The organism is Aeromonas sp. 603404, assembly GCF_049171775.1.
Taxonomy (GTDB): Bacteria; Pseudomonadota; Gammaproteobacteria; order Enterobacterales; family Aeromonadaceae; genus Aeromonas; species Aeromonas veronii_A.
Genome location: NZ_JAAKPE010000008.1, coordinates 112,222 through 126,320 on the forward strand (window position 1 = coordinate 112,222; position 14,099 = coordinate 126,320).

The 14,099-nt window shown below is 64.3% G+C and carries 11 protein-coding genes; 10 read left to right on the forward strand and 1 reads right to left on the reverse strand.

The genetic code is table 11. The features are described 5' to 3' along the window. Positions 1-96: 96 nt before the first annotated feature. From G5306_RS12640 to mgtE, 10 genes are all read left to right on the forward strand, one after another. Positions 97-738, forward strand: a complete 642-nt coding sequence (locus tag G5306_RS12640) for a TetR/AcrR family transcriptional regulator (protein ID WP_421204075.1) — start codon at positions 97-99, stop codon at positions 736-738. Positions 739-823: 85 nt separating this feature from the next. After that, positions 824-1,792, forward strand: a complete 969-nt coding sequence (gene hlyD, locus G5306_RS12645; RefSeq protein WP_421312941.1) for a secretion protein HlyD — start codon at positions 824-826, stop codon at positions 1,790-1,792. Next, positions 1,789-3,558: an ATP-binding cassette domain-containing protein gene (locus G5306_RS12650; RefSeq protein WP_421312942.1), complete on the forward strand. Its 1,770-nt coding sequence runs from the start codon at positions 1,789-1,791 to the stop codon at positions 3,556-3,558. The genes hlyD and G5306_RS12650 overlap by 4 nt, the downstream gene beginning before the upstream one ends. Continuing rightward, positions 3,555-4,664: an ABC transporter permease gene (locus G5306_RS12655; protein ID WP_323945981.1), complete on the forward strand. Its 1,110-nt coding sequence runs from the start codon at positions 3,555-3,557 to the stop codon at positions 4,662-4,664. The genes G5306_RS12650 and G5306_RS12655 overlap by 4 nt, the downstream gene beginning before the upstream one ends. Before the next feature lie 3 nt (positions 4,665-4,667). Then, complete coding sequence (locus tag G5306_RS12660) at positions 4,668-5,756, forward strand: ABC transporter permease (protein WP_216949949.1); 1,089 nt, start codon at positions 4,668-4,670, stop codon at positions 5,754-5,756. 296 nt (positions 5,757-6,052) lie between these two features. Continuing rightward, the gene (nirB, locus tag G5306_RS12665) at positions 6,053-8,599 is read left to right on the forward strand and encodes a nitrite reductase large subunit NirB (protein ID WP_421312943.1); all 2,547 of its coding nucleotides are present in this window, start codon (positions 6,053-6,055) and stop codon (positions 8,597-8,599) included. Beyond that, positions 8,599-8,916 (forward strand): nitrite reductase small subunit NirD, encoded by a 318-nt coding sequence (gene nirD / locus G5306_RS12670; RefSeq protein ID WP_041202829.1) that lies wholly within the window; start codon positions 8,599-8,601, stop codon positions 8,914-8,916. Before nirB ends, nirD begins: the two co-directional genes overlap by 1 nt. Before the next feature lie 57 nt (positions 8,917-8,973). After that, on the forward strand, positions 8,974-9,786 hold the full coding sequence (gene nirC / locus G5306_RS12675) for a nitrite transporter NirC (RefSeq protein WP_158114104.1): 813 nt from the start codon (positions 8,974-8,976) through the stop codon (positions 9,784-9,786). A gap of 12 nt (positions 9,787-9,798) precedes the next feature. Beyond that, the gene (gene cysG, locus G5306_RS12680; protein ID WP_421312944.1) at positions 9,799-11,199 is read left to right on the forward strand and encodes a siroheme synthase CysG; all 1,401 of its coding nucleotides are present in this window, start codon (positions 9,799-9,801) and stop codon (positions 11,197-11,199) included. 146 nt (positions 11,200-11,345) lie between these two features. Then, positions 11,346-12,770 carry a magnesium transporter gene (gene mgtE / locus G5306_RS12685; protein ID WP_421312945.1) on the forward strand — a complete coding sequence of 475 codons (1,425 nt, stop codon included), beginning with the start codon at positions 11,346-11,348 and terminating at the stop codon, positions 12,768-12,770. Between the two features lie 81 nt (positions 12,771-12,851). Here the strand turns inward: mgtE and G5306_RS12690 are convergent, their stop codons facing one another. Next, a complete protein-coding gene (locus tag G5306_RS12690; RefSeq protein ID WP_421312946.1) occupies positions 12,852-13,793 on the reverse strand; it encodes a hypothetical protein in 942 nt (313 codons plus the stop codon). Positions 13,794-14,099: the final 306 nt, after the last annotated feature.

The following is a 14,099-nucleotide window of genomic DNA, read 5'->3' on the forward strand; positions in this document are numbered from 1 at the left end:
TTCATCCCTGCTGAAATCTGCTCAAAAAAAGATCTATCAACTTCTGTGTGATTGATTTATACATATGTATAAATCTGTGCAGCAGGAACCAGAAAGATGAATCCAACCCGGCAGAAACTGCTCGATACCGGCCTCGCCATCGCCACCGAGAAGGGGCTGCGCGGCCTGACGGTGCGCGAGCTGGCGGCGGCGGCCGAAGTGAACCTCGGCTCCTTTGTCTACCACTTCGGCAACCGCGACGCCTTTATCGACGAGCTGGTCGAACTCTGGTACGCCCCCCTCTATGACGAACTCAAGGCGGTGGCAGCCAAGGGCTCCTACCCCTCCGCCATCGCCATGTTCGAGGCCACCATGGAGGCGCTGATCGGGCTGGTGGCGCGCCAGCGCGGCTTTATCAACCACCTGTTTGGTGATGCGCTGGCGGGCGAAGGGGCAGCCCAGCGTTTTCTGCTCAGCCTGCCGCGCCGCCATCCCCTGCTGCTGATCGAACAGGTACGGATGGCACAGGCGGAAGGTTCGCTGGTCGCGGGTCACCCGCTCCAGCTGATGATCTTCATCATGGGGTCGGTCGGCCTGCCGCTGGTGATCGCCGGCAGCGGTCGTCAGCTCGGCTGGCTGCCCGAACAGGCCGGCCCCTTTCTCAGCCAGATAGACAGCCCCGAGGCCGCCAGACAGCGGCTGGTATGGGCCCTACGCGGCCTGCGCCCCACCGACATGAAGGAAGGAGAAGCGGCATGAAACAACGCATCGCGATGGTAGCTCTGCTGCTGGCGGTTCCCAGTGGTTACCTCTGGTTACAGCGCCATCCTCAAGGAGAAGCGTTATGAAGCAACGCATTGCCATCGCAGCCCTGCTGCTAACCGTTATCGGTGGCTACCTCTGGTGGCAGGGGCGCCCGGCTGACGGCTCCATCCTCTACGGCAACGTCGATATTCGCGACGTCAATCTGGCCTTTCGGGTCGGCGGCCGCGTCGATCAGATACTGGTCGATGAGGGGGATAGGGTAAAAGCCGGTCAACTGCTGGCCCGCCTCGATCCGGTTCCCCTCACCCACAGCCGCGACAGCGCCCGCGCCAGTCTGGCCGCGCTCACTGCCGCCAACACCTTGATCCACAAAGGCTATCGCAGCGAAGAGACCGACCGCGCCCGGGCCGCACTGGCCGCCGCCGAAGCCGCTGCACTGGAAGCCGACCAGCAGTGGCGCCGCCAGAGCGCATTGGCCGCCACCGGCGCCATCTCCCGCGGTCAGCTCGATACCGCCCGCTCCCAGCGGGATCAGACTCAGGCGCAGGTACGCTCGGCACGCGAACAGCTCGCCCAGCTCGAAACCGGCTACCGCCCGGAGGAAATCGCCCAGTCCGATGCCCAGCTGGAAGGGGCCAAAGCGGCGCTCGCCAGTGCCGAACTGGCGCTGGCTGATGCCAACCTGACCGCCCCCAGCGATGGCATCATCATCAGTCGCGCCATCGAGAACGGCAGCATGGTGCAGAGCGGAGCGACCGCCTTCAACCTCTCCCTGACCGCGCCAGTCTGGGTGCGCGCCTATGTGGAGGAACCCTGGCTCGGCCACTTCCCGAGCGGCGCCAAAGTGACCCTCACCACCGACTCGCGGCCTGATCAGCCCTATCACGGGGTGGTGGGCTTTGTCTCGCCGACCGCCGAGTTCACCCCGAAATCGGTGGAGACGCCGGATCTGCGCACTCACCTCGTCTACCGGCTGCGCATCGTAGTGCAGGATCCCGACCAAGCCCTGCGCCAAGGGATGCCGGTCACCGTCAGGCTGGCGCCATGAACAGCGCCATCTCCCTTGAGGGGCTCACCAAACGCTTTGGCGAGCGGGTCGCCCTCAACGCCATCTCGGGCACCATTCCGGCTGGCGGCATCACCGGGCTGGTGGGCCCCGACGGCGCGGGCAAGAGCACTTTGCTGCGCCTGCTGGCCGGTCTGCTGATCCCCGAAGCGGGCACCATCCGGGTGCTGGGGCTGGATCCGGTGAGCGAGGGAGACCTGCTGCGTCAGCGCCTCGGCTATATGCCCCAGCAGTTCGGCCTCTACGAGGATCTCAGCGTGCTGGAGAACCTCACCCTCTACGCTGACTTGCGCGGCGTACTGGAGCCCGAACGCACACCCACCTTCGCGCGGCTGCTCGCCTTCACCGATCTTGCCCGCTTCACCGCGCGGCCTGCGGGCAAGCTCTCTGGCGGGATGAAACAAAAACTCGGGCTAGCCTGCGCCCTGCTCGGCACCCCGGATGTGCTGCTGCTCGACGAACCGGGGGTCGGGGTCGATCCCATCTCCCGCCGCGCCCTCTGGCAGATGGTGCGCGAGCTGGCCAAGGGAGGGATGACGGTACTCTGGAGTACCGCCTATCTCGATGAGGCGGAGCTGTGCGACCACGTGCTGCTGATGGCAGATGGCGAGGTGCGTACCAGCGGCACGCCAGCCGATCTGATGGGGGCCATGGCCAGCCGCTGCTGGCTGCTGGAGGCGGGGCAACTGGATGGCCGCGAGCGGCGCGCCCTGCTGCGCCGGGCACTGGCCCACCCGGCGGTGATGGATGGCGCGGTGGCAGGGGAGCGGGTTCGCCTGCTGCTGCACCCGGGCATGACACCCCCACCGCTGGCGGAGCTGCATCTCGCCAACGGCGCTTTTCAACCGGCCCAGCCCCGGCTGGAGGATGCCTTTATCGACCTGCTCGGCGGCGGTCCCGGCGGAGAGTCGAGTCTGGCGGCCGGGATGCGCGAAGCAGAACTGCCGCAGGGGGTCTCCCCCGAGGCGGTGATCGAAGCGCGCCACCTCACCAAGCGGTTCGGCGATTTTGCCGCCACCGATGATGTCAGCTTTGCGGTGCGCCGCGGCGAAATCTTCGGCCTGCTCGGCCCCAACGGGGCGGGCAAGTCCACCACCTTCAAGATGGAGTGCGGCCTGCTGCGCCCGAGCGAGGGACAGGCGCTGGTGACCGGCATCGATCTGGCCCACAGCCCCTCGGCGGCACGTCAGCGCCTCGGTTACATGGCGCAGAAGTTCTCCCTCTACAAGCAGCTCACCGTGGCGCAGAACCTCTCCTTCTTCGCCGGTATCTACGGCCTGTTCGGCCGCCACCAGCAGACGCGGATCGACGCCATGGTGACTGCCTTTGCCCTCGCCCCCTGGCTCGATCAGAAGGCGGAATCCCTGCCCCTCGGCCTGCGTCAGCGCTTATCGCTGGCCTGCGCCCTGCTGCACGAGCCGCCGCTGCTGTTCCTCGACGAGCCCACCTCCGGGGTCGATCCGGTAACCCGGCGCGAGTTCTGGTCGCACATCAACGCGCTGGCCGACCACGGCGTCACCGTGCTGGTCACCACCCACTTTATGGATGAGGCGGAGTATTGCGACCGCATCGCCCTCATCTATCGCGGCAAGCTGCTGGCCCTCGGCACCCCGGACGATCTCAAGGGGCTGGCCGCCAAAGAGGCGGCGACCTCTTTGCCAACCGGCTCCTTGCCGACCTGTTCTTTGCCAACAATGGAAGAGGCTTTTATCACCCTGGTCGAGCGGGCCAGCGAGGAGGACGCATGAGCATCAACCGTCGGCGACTGCTGGCCCTCTGCCGCAAGGAGACGCTGCAAATCGTCCGTGACCCGAGCAGCATCCTCATCGCCTTCATCATGCCGGTGGTGCTGCTGGTGGTAATGGGTTACGCCATCAATCTCGATGTGGACCATCTGCGCCTCGGCATCTGGCGTACCGATAGCGGCGCTCCGGCGGTGCGGCTGGAGCAGGCCCTGCGCGGCTCTACCGCGCTGGAGATCCACAGCGGGCCGAGCAAAGAGTCCCTGCTCGCCAGTCTGGCCCGTGGCGAGATCCGCGGCCTGCTGGTGATCGATGACGGCTTCTCCCGCGCCATGGCCGGTCAGGGCAATGGCACGCCGCAGGCACTGCTGCTGACCGACGGCTCCGAGCCCAACACCGCCAACTTCGTCACCAACTATGTGCAGGGGATCTGGCAGGGGTGGCTCGCTGGCGAGGGGGTCGCCATGCCGGTGTCGATAGAGAGCCGCGCCTGGTTCAATCCGGCGCTGGTGAGCCGCAACTTTCTGGTGCCGGGCTCCATTGCGGTGGTGATGACCATCATAGGGGCCCTGCTCACCTCGCTGGTGGTGGCGCGGGAGTGGGAGCGCGGCACCATGGAGGCGCTGCTCGCCACCCCGGTCACCAAGGGGGAGCTGCTGCTCTCCAAGCTGTTGCCCTACTACGGCCTTGGCATCATCGCCATGCTGCTCTGCCTGCTCTTCTCGGTGGCGGTGATGGGCGTGCCGTGGCGCGGCTCCCTGCTGCTGCTCTTTCTGGTCACCAGCGTCTTTCTCGGCAGCGCCCTCGGGCTCGGGCTGTTTCTCTCCACCGTGATGCGCAGCCAGTTCAACGCCGCACAGGCAGCGCTGATCGCCGCCTTTCTGCCCGCCGTGATGCTGTCGGGCTTCGTCTTCGAGATCGCCAGCATGCCGCCTTGGCTTCGGGCCATCACCCACCTCATTCCGGCCCGCTACTTCGCGAGCTCCTTGCAGACCCTCTATCAGGCGGGCAGCGTTTTTTCGATCCTGCTGGTCAACGGTTTCTGTCTGCTGCTGCTGGCCGGTTTCTGGCTGGCCCTGACCGCCCGCAAGACGCGGCGCACTCTGGAGTAACCCATGCTGATCCGACTCTGGTGGCTGATCCGAAAAGAGCTGCAGGCCCTGATGGGCAATACTCAGGGGCGCTTTCTGCTCATCATGCCGGTGCTGCTGCAGACCGCCCTCTTCCCGTTCGCCGCCACTCTGGAGGTGACCGGCAACACGCTGGCCATCTACAACCAGGATGGCGGTGCCCAGAGCCGCGAGCTGCTGGAGCGCCTCACCCATATGCCCGCCTTTACCACCATCATCCCGGTACAAGGCGAGGCGGGCATGACCGAGGCCATCACCGGGCAACAGGCACTGCTCGGGCTGATTATTCCGGGCGATTTTTCGCGCCGGCTGGCACGGGGCGAACAGGCCAAGGTACAGCTGATCATCGACGGACGCCGCTCCAACGGTGGTCAGGTGGCGGCTGGCTACATCAGTCAGGTGATCGCCCGCTGGCAAAGTGAGGGCAAGGGGCAACCCGAGCTGGCGGTACGCAACCTCTACAACCCCAACGTCGAGTTCCACTGGCATATCCTGCCAGCGCTGGTGGCCATCATCACCACCACTGGCTGCCTGATTGTCACCGCCCTCTCGGTCGCGCGGGAGCGGGAAGAGGGCACCTTCGATCAGCTGCTGGTCTCCCCCCTCACCGCGGGCTGGATCATGGCGGGCAAGGCGGTGCCCGGCATCATGGTGGCGGTGGGGCAAGGGTGCATAGTCGCGCTGGCCGCCCGTTTTGTCTTTCACCTCCCCTTTGCCGGCAGCCTCAGCCTGCTGATGGCGGGCATGGTCTGCTACGGGCTGGCACTGGCCGGGATCGGGCTCTTCATCTCGTCGTTCTGCTCGACCCAGCAGCAGGCCTTTCTCGGGGTCTTCTCCTTCACCGTCCCGGCGGTGATCCTCTCGGGCTACATCTCGCCGGTGGAGAATATGCCGCAGGTGTTCCAGTGGCTGGCGGCCATCGACCCCCTCACCCACTTCATCGTGCTGCTCAAGGGGGTCTTCCTCAAGGGGTTTGACTGGTCGGCCGCCTGGCCCCTGCTCTGGCCGCTGCTCGCCATCGCCGGCGTCACCCTGTCGCTAGCGCTCGCCATGTTCCGCCGCCATATCGCCTGACGCGCCACCTTGTTCAGCTGATGCCGGTCTCGCCCAGTGCGAGGCCGGCCATTTTCCGCCAGAAGTTTTCACTCCCCGGCCGTGGGTAAACCGGGCTTTCCCTCCACCACCCCTCACTCCAAGCCAGCGCAGAAATCATCAACTGGTATACCTATTTTTGTATATCTTTGAATTTTATCGAATTACCCCTGACGAGATATATAAATAGACACTTGATTTGCATCAATTGCCCGCCCCGACTGACTGGGTAGCCTAGCCCCAGAATGATGTTTTATTACTCCAAACTAGAGGCAATCATGAGCAAAGTCAGACTGGTCGTTGTGGGCAACGGCATGGTGGGGCACCGCTTCATCGAAGAGTTGATCGAGCGGGCCGAGCCGGGCCGCTACGAGATCACCGTCTTCGGTGCAGAACCCCGTCCCGCCTACGATCGCGTCCATCTCTCCTCCTACTTCTCCCATCACACCAGCGAAGATCTCTCCCTCGTCAAACCCGGCTTCTACGACAAGCACGGCATCCGCCTGCTGCTCGGCGAAGCGGTGAAAAAAATCGACAGGGCCAACCGCGAAGTGCACTCCAACAAGGGCACTGTGGTCGGGTACGACAAGCTGGTGCTGGCCACCGGCTCCTACCCCTGGGTGCCGCCCATTGCGGGCAGTCAGCACCACGAGTGCTTCGTCTACCGCACCATCGAGGATCTGAAAGCCATTCGCAGCGCCGCCAGGAGTGGCAAGAGCGGGGTGGTGATCGGGGGCGGCCTGCTTGGCCTCGAAGCGGCCGGTGCCCTCAAGGCGCTGGGTCTCGAGACCCACGTTGTGGAGTTTGCTCCGGTACTGATGGCCGAGCAGCTCGACGGTCAGGGCGGCCAGCTGCTGCGCCGCAAGATTGAATCCATGGGCGTGCAGGTGCACACCAGCAAGAGCACCAGCGAGATCCTGATGCATGGCGGTGAGCAGGCGAAACACCGCCTCTCCTTCGCCGATGGCAGCCAGCTGGAAGTGGATGTGGTGGTCTTCTCCACCGGCATTCGCCCGCAAGATACCCTCGGCCGTTACGGTGATCTCGCCATCGCCGAGCGCGGCGGCATCGTCATCGACGATCACTGCCTCACCTCAGACCCCGACATCTATGCCATCGGCGAGTGCGCCGCCTGGCAGGGCCGCTTCTTCGGGCTGGTAGCGCCGGGCTACAAGATGGCCCAGATCACCGTCGACCATCTGCTCGGCGGTGACAGCCGCTTCGAAGGGGCAGACATGAGCGCCAAGCTGAAACTGCTCGGCGTCTCCGTCGGCTCCATCGGCGATGCTCACGGCCGCACCCCGGGCAGCCACAGCTATGTGTTTCAGGACGATCAGGCTGGCGTCTACAAGAAGATCGTGGTGAGCGAAGACAACAGCCGATTGCTCGGCGCCGTGCTGGTGGGTGACGTGGAAGATTACGGCAACCTGCTGCAGATGATGCTCAACGCCCTGCCGCTGCCGAGCCACCCGGACACCCTGATCCTGCCCGCCTACGCCGGAGCCAAACCGACGCTGGGGGTGGATGCCCTGCCGGAAAGCGCCCAGATCTGCTCCTGCTTTGACGTCTCCAAAGGCGACATCGCTCAGGCGGTGGCCGAGGGTCACACCACCCTGGCCGCCATCAAGCAGCACACCAAGGCCGGAACCGGCTGCGGCGGCTGTGTGCCGCTCATCAGTCAGGTACTCAACGCCGAGCTGGTGAAGCAGGGCATCGAGGTCAACAACCACCTCTGCGCCCACTTCCCCCACTCCCGTCAGGAGCTGTTCCATCTGGTCAAGGTGGAGGGGATCAAGAGCTTCGACGAGCTGCTGGCCAAGCACGGTCAGGGCTATGGCTGTGAGGTGTGCAAACCGACCGTCGGCTCCATCCTCGCCTCCTGCTGGAACGAGCATGTGCTGAGCCCGCGCAACATCCCGTTGCAGGACACCAACGACATCTTCCTCGGCAACATGCAAAAAGACGGCAGCTACTCCGTCATCCCGCGCATGGCCGGTGGCGAAGTGACTCCGGAAGGGCTGCTGGCGGTGGCCGAAGTGGCCCGCGACTACAAGCTCTACACCAAGATCACCGGCGCCCAGCGCATCGGCCTGTTCGGGGCCCAGAAGGATGACCTGCCCGCCATCTGGCGCAAACTGCTGGCAGCCGGATTCGAGACCGGTCAGGCCTACGCCAAGGCACTGCGCATGGCCAAAACCTGCGTCGGCAGCACCTGGTGCCGCTTCGGCGTTCAGGACAGCGTTGGCCTCGGGGTCTTCCTCGAGAACCGCTACAAGGGCATTCGCACCCCGCACAAGATGAAGTTCGGCGTCTCCGGCTGTACCCGCGAATGTGCGGAAGCCCAAGGTAAGGATGTCGGCATCATCGCCACCGACGCGGGCTGGAACCTCTATGTGGGGGGCAACGGCGGCATGAAGCCGCGCCACGCCGATCTGCTGGCGTCTGACCTCGACCGCGAGACCCTCATCAAGCTGATCGACCGCTTTATGATGTTCTACGTCACCAGCGCCGACAAACTGCAGCGCACCTCGGTCTGGCTCGGCAATCTGGAAGGGGGTGTCGACTACCTGCGCGAAGTGATCGTCGATGACAAGCTGGGGCTGGCCGAGACGCTGGAGCGCGATATCCAGACTCTCATCAACAGCTACGAGTGCGAATGGTCGCGCACCCTCAATGAAGAGGAGGCGCTCAAGCGCTTCAGCCACTTCATCAACAGCGACAAGCGCGATCCGGACGTTCAGTTCGTCGCCGAGCGCGACCAGCACCGACCGGCGACCCCGGCCGAGCGCATCCCCGTCTACCAGATCGAGGTGGAGACCAAATGATGAAACTTGCCTGCCAACTCAACGACATCCTGCCGGGAACCGGTGTCTGCGCACTCATTGAAGGTCGCCAGATCGCCCTGTTCCGCCCGAGCGCGGCCGCCGAGGTGTTCGCCATCGACAACCGGGATCCCTTCTTCGCCGCCAACGTGCTGTCGCGGGGCCTGATCTGCGAACACGACGGCGAGCTCTGGGTCGCCAGCCCGCTCAAGAAGCAGCGCTTTCGCCTGAGCGATGGCCACTGTTTCGACAACCCTGCGATGTCGGTTCAAAGCTACCCCGTTGAAGTACGCGACCAGCAGGTCTGGGTCGCCGTCTAAAGCCAAATTCACTCTCTTTCGGGCTGCCAGAGGGCAGCCCTTTCAAGGACTCACTAGATGTACACGGAAACCATCAACAAGTGCGCCGCCAACGCGGCCCGCATCAACCGCTTCGAGCGCAGCGACAAGCTCGGCTTCTGGCTCAGCTCCGCCATGGCGGGGGCCTATGTGGGCCTCGGCATCATCCTTATCTTCACCCTCGGCAATCTGGTGGATCCCGCCATCCGGCCGCTGGTGATGGGGGCCACCTTCGGTATCGCCCTGACGCTGGTGATCATCGCCGGCTCCGAGCTGTTTACCGGCCACACCATGTTCCTCACCTTCGGGGTGAAGACGGGCAAAATCACCATGGCCGACCTGCTGCGTATCCTGCCGCAGACCTGGGCGGGCAACCTGATTGGCTCCGTCGTGGTGGCGCTCATCTACTCCTACGGCGGCAGTCTGCTGCCGGACGCGGGCAGTCTGGCCCACAAGGTGGCGCTGGCCAAGACTCAGGCCCCGGCCCTGACCCTGTTTATGAAGGGGATCCTCTGCAACTGGCTGGTCTGCCTCGCCATCTGGATGGCGCTGCGCACCGAAGGGGCCGCCCGCTTCATCGCCATCTGGTGGTGCCTGCTGGCCTTTATCGCCTCCGGCTACGAGCACTCCATCGCCAACATGACCCTGTTCGCCCTCTCCTGGTTTGGCGCCCACTCCGAGGCCTACACCCTGGGCGGCATCGGCCACAACCTGCTGTGGGTAACCCTGGGCAACACCGTCTCCGGCGTTCTCTTTATGGGCCTCGGCTACTGGTATGCCACCCCGAAAGCAGAGCGCCCGGTCGCGGTACACGAGACCACCAGCACCGCCAACCAGACCCGAACCGCCTGATCCGGAGGCCCCATGGACTACTTGCCCATCTTTTGCCGACTCGACAACAAACCCGTGCTGCTGGTCGGCGGCGGCGAGGTAGCGGAGCGCAAGGCGCGCCTGCTGCTGGATGCCGGTGCCCAGCTCACCGTGGTCGCGCCCGAGCTCGACCCCGAGCTGGCGGAACTGGCTGCCAACGGGAGCATCGAGTGGCTGGCCGGTGAATTTGTGCCGGAACAACTGGCGGGCAAGTGGCTGGTGGTGGCCGCTACCGATCGGCGCGAGGTGAATGCGCTGGTTTACCAAAGCGCCAACCGGGCGCGGATCTTTGCCAACGTGGTGGATGACCCGAAGCGCTCCAGCTTCATCATGCCGTCGATCATCGACCGCTCGCCGCTGATGGTGGCCATCTCCTCCGGCGGCAAGGCGCCTGTGCTGGCCCGGCTGCTGCGGGAAAAACTGGAAGCCCTGCTGCCGCAACATCTGGGTGCCGTGGCGACCTTTGCCGGCAGCCTGCGGGAGCGGGTCAAGGCCCGCTTCGCCAGCATGGGCGAGCGGCGCCGCTTCTGGGAGCGGCTACTCGGGGCAGACCGACTCGGTCAGGCGCTGGCGCGGGGCGATCACGCCTCTGCCAACCAGCTGGCCGACAACCTGTTTGCCGACGAAAGCCAGAGTGCTGGCGAAGTGGTGCTGGTGGGGGCCGGCCCCGGCGATCCGGGTCTGCTCACCCTGCACGCCCTGCGCCAGATGCAGCAAGCCGACGTGGTGGTCTATGACCGATTGGTCTCCGACGAGGTGATGGCGCTGGTGCGCCGCGACGCCAAGCGCATCTTCGTCGGCAAGCAGGCGGGCAACCACTGCGTGCCGCAGGAGGGGATCAACCAGCTCTTGCTGGAGGAGGCGCAGAAGGGGCAACGGGTGGTGCGGCTGAAGGGGGGCGACCCCTTTATCTTCGGCCGTGGCGGCGAGGAGCTGGAGACGCTGGTCGGTAGCGGCATCGGTTTTCAGGTGGTACCGGGGATCACCGCGGCCAGCGGCTGCGCCGCCTACGCCGGCATTCCGCTGACCCATCGCGACCACGCCCAGAGCGTGCGCTTCGTCACCGCCCACGGCAAGGGGGGCGCCCGGGATCTCGACTGGCCGCTGCTGGCCAAGGACAAGCAAACGCTAGTGTTCTACATGGGGCTATCATCCTGCGCCACCATCCGCGAGCAGCTGCTGGCCCACGGCAAGGCGGGCAACACCCCGGTGGCGCTGATCGAGCGCGGCACCCAGCCCTACCAGCGGGTCATTCGTGGCACTCTCGATGAGCTGCCCGCGCTGGCGGTGGGGGTTGAGAGTCCGGCGCTGATCATGGTGGGCTCGGTGGTGACCTTGGCCGACCGGCTCGCCTGGTTTGGCGAGGCCCCGCAGCGCCAGCGAGCCCTCGCCTGAGGGATCATCGGCAACTCACCATGAGGCCACCAGCAGGTGGCCTCACTTTTACCCCCCTCTTCTCCCATCACGGTCATAACCTGTTGTTTTAAGTCTGGTATCCTATGGGCATTGAGCCCTTGGCTACCATCTCAGGAATTCATCCCATGTCTCTTCCCATCAAGAACAGCGCCCGGCAGCGCGCGGATGACAGATCCCGCATTCTCACCCTGCTGCTGCGCGATGATGCCCTCACCGACAGCCTGCTCGATCCGCAGGTGGTGCAGGATGCCGAGCAACGCGATCAGACCAGCGAACTCACCACACTGGTCAACGGGCTGCCTGCCGCCGACGTCGCCGATGCGCTGGAGTCGCTGCCGCCCGATGAACGTCATGCCCTATGGGCACTGGTGGAGGAGGAGAAGCGCGGCCAGATTCTGGTCGAGGCCTCGGAGACGGTGTGGGACAGCCTCATCAGCGGGATGAGCGACAAGGAGCTGCTGCACGCCCTGCGTACCCTGGATATCGACGATCAGATCTATCTGGGCCAGTACCTGCCGCGCAACCTGATGGGGCGGCTGCTCACCTATATGGCCCCCGCCGAGCGGGATCGGGTGCGGGAGGTGATCCGCTACGGCAAGCACACCGTCGGCGCCATGATGGACTTCGAGATCATCACCATCCGCCCCGAGGTGAGTCTGGCTACGGTGCAGCGCTATCTGCGCCTGCGCGGCAAGATCCCCGCCAACACCGACAAGCTGTTCGTCATCGATCGGCGCAACCATTTGCTGGGGGAGCTGGCCCTCACCACTGTGCTGCTGCACAAGCCCGCCACTCTGGTGAGCGACGTGATGGAGCGGGATCCGGTCACCTTCGATCCGGAGGATAACGACGAAGCGGCCGCCCGCACCTTCGAGCGGGATGACCTGCTCTCCGCCGCCGTGGTGGATGGCAAGGGCAAGCTGATGGGCCGCCTCACCGTCGAAGAGGTGGTGGATCTGGTCTATGAGGAGAGTGACACCGACCTGCGCCGGATGGGGGGTATCAGCGAGGATGAAGATGTGTTTGCCCCTGTCAGCAAGGCGGTCAAGACCCGCTGGGCCTGGCTTGCCATCAACCTCTGCACCGCCTTTGTCGCCTCGCGGGTGATCGGCATGTTCGAGCACACCATCTCCCAGCTGGTGGCGCTGGCGGCCCTGATGCCCATCGTCGCCGGGATCGGCGGCAACACCGGCAACCAGACCATCACCATGATAGTGCGGGCGCTGGCGCTGCAGCACATTCAGGCGGGCAACCTCTCCTTCCTGCTGCTACGGGAGCTCGGCGTCGCCTTTATCAACGGGCTGGTGTGGGGCGGCACCATGGGCATTGCCACCTATCTGCTCTATCAGGATGCGGCGCTCGGCGCCGTGATGACCCTGGCCATGATGCTCAACCTGCTGGTGGCGGCGTTGATGGGGGTGATTATCCCCATGACCATGACCCGCCTCGGCCGCGACCCAGCGGTGGGAGCCAGCGTGATGATCACCGCCATCACCGACACCGGCGGCTTCTTTATCTTCCTCGGGCTGGCGACCCTGTTCCTGCTGTAAACCGTGCGTTGAAAACAACAAGGGAGCCACTGGCTCCCTTGTTGTTTCAGGCGCGTTTGCCCGCCCCTGCCGTTGGGCTGCTTATCGCTTGTCAGCGGTGATCAGCAAGCCATTGGTGCCGGGGAAGCCGATGACCAGCGCCTCTTTTTTGGCATCCGTGGTATAGGTGGCGACATAGGCGACGCGGTTATCCATCGCCCGGGCCAGAGCGGCATTCCAGAGGTTTTCGATCGGCGTGGCGGCAGCGGATTGCTTGAAGTTGCACTTGCCAAATCCGGTCATGGTCAGCTTGCTCAACCCGGCAGTGGCACTCCCCTCGCCCACCAGCGTACAACCTGCCGCCGGAAACTCGATCGCTACCGTCAGCTTGCCGCCGTTGTTGGTGGTATCCACCTTGCCCACCATGTCGCTGCTGAAGCCATCGCTGTCCGTGGCACTCCAGCTGGCCGTGGTCACCGCTTTGGTGGTCAGGGCCGTCACCGCCACATGACCGCTGAAACCGGAATAGATGGGGGAATTGTCGGAGAACTTGGTGCCGGTCCGAGTGAAATCAAAAACCCAGCGCTTGATCTCCTTGCCCTGCAGATCGATGACCGGCTGATCCTGGAAGGTGATGAGGTTGTGGTCGTTGGTCACCGAGCTGAGCGCCGTGCTGGTGCCGAGCCGTTCGCTGTTGCGGATCAACTGCACCGGGTAGATCCCGTCTTTGTCGGCTTTCTGGTCAGCCTGACCCAGCCACTGGCTGTTGGTCTCGACCTTGCCCACCTGATGATCCACCCAGACACCCCAGTGCTGCACGGTTTCACCCTTCGGGTAGACCAGCGCCAGACCATCCAGATCCTTGATCATGCGCGGCGTCGCCTTGTCGCCGTCGTGGCTCATCAGATTCGCTTGGTAAAGACCCGCCTCCGGCAGAGCCAGCGGCACCCGCTTGGCGATGCTGTTGGCAGCTTTTTCGCTGTCACAGGCAGACAGGGTAGCGGCGCAGGCGATGGCCAGCAGCGCTTTGTTGTGCATTTTCATGAGGTTTTATTCCTTGCTGTCGCTTTGTAATTTTTAGATGCAATCAATCGCCGCTGAATTTAAGGGAAAGGTCATCTATCAGTCGAATGGAGATCTGTAACCAACCATTACAGCCTCGCAGGAACGGCAGGCCGCGCAGCTTGCCCCGACCGCACAGCGGTGACTACAGGGTGACTAACGGCGGAAAAGCAGCGAGGGGCGCGACCCGAAAAAACAGATGAAAATCAGAGTCATAACTCTATTAACAGGAGGGTAATTAGCCCGAATTGCCAGCCTGCTCACAATCGGATTCTTTTGCTGTCGATA

Coding starts and splice junctions, on each gene's coding strand:
- G5306_RS12640 (WP_421204075.1), top strand. CDS start 97: ATGAATCCAACCCGGCAGAAACTGCTCGATACCGGCCTCGCCATCGCC.
- hlyD (WP_421312941.1), top strand. CDS start 824: ATGAAGCAACGCATTGCCATCGCAGCCCTGCTGCTAACCGTTATCGGT.
- G5306_RS12650 (WP_421312942.1), top strand. CDS start 1,789: ATGAACAGCGCCATCTCCCTTGAGGGGCTCACCAAACGCTTTGGCGAG.
- G5306_RS12655 (WP_323945981.1), top strand. CDS start 3,555: ATGAGCATCAACCGTCGGCGACTGCTGGCCCTCTGCCGCAAGGAGACG.
- G5306_RS12660 (WP_216949949.1), top strand. CDS start 4,668: ATGCTGATCCGACTCTGGTGGCTGATCCGAAAAGAGCTGCAGGCCCTG.
- nirB (WP_421312943.1), top strand. CDS start 6,053: ATGAGCAAAGTCAGACTGGTCGTTGTGGGCAACGGCATGGTGGGGCAC.
- nirD (WP_041202829.1), top strand. CDS start 8,599: ATGAAACTTGCCTGCCAACTCAACGACATCCTGCCGGGAACCGGTGTC.
- nirC (WP_158114104.1), top strand. CDS start 8,974: ATGTACACGGAAACCATCAACAAGTGCGCCGCCAACGCGGCCCGCATC.
- cysG (WP_421312944.1), top strand. CDS start 9,799: ATGGACTACTTGCCCATCTTTTGCCGACTCGACAACAAACCCGTGCTG.
- mgtE (WP_421312945.1), top strand. CDS start 11,346: ATGTCTCTTCCCATCAAGAACAGCGCCCGGCAGCGCGCGGATGACAGA.
- G5306_RS12690 (WP_421312946.1), bottom strand. CDS start 13,793: ATGAAAATGCACAACAAAGCGCTGCTGGCCATCGCCTGCGCCGCTACC.